Genomic DNA, 307 nt, shown 5'->3' with positions numbered 1-307 from the left:
CTGCTGTTGAGCAATCCGCTGACTTCGGCCTGCGTACTTTGCCGGGAATTTTCGGCTTGCAAAACGAAGCATTTGAGCGACTGCAAAAGCTGACTCATCTCAATCTCGCAGCACTAAAGGCGATGCTGGAAGAAGGACAAGCCGCGCTGTCGCCGCAGCAGTCAGGACTGCCGCCCGCCTTTGGTGCGGTCGCCTTGTCTCAGCGATTTGTCGAGCACACTTTGTCGTATTCCACGCATGTCCGTGAAATCGATTCACAGTTCATGGCCGCAGTGACACGCGCGGGCGAGGACCTGCGTAACCAGTA

1 protein-coding gene is annotated in these 307 nt (G+C 56.4%); it reads left to right on the top strand.

Going from position 1 to position 307, the window contains the following annotated elements; genetic code table 11:
- Positions 1–307: phasin family protein (locus SB753_RS36095; RefSeq protein WP_410804894.1), on the top strand; the 307-nt coding region annotated here is incomplete at both ends.

This window comes from Paraburkholderia sp. SIMBA_053 (genome assembly GCF_046534895.1).
Lineage (GTDB): Bacteria > Pseudomonadota > Gammaproteobacteria > Burkholderiales > Burkholderiaceae > Paraburkholderia > Paraburkholderia caledonica.
This window is presented reverse-complemented; position numbering and strand designations above follow the sequence as displayed.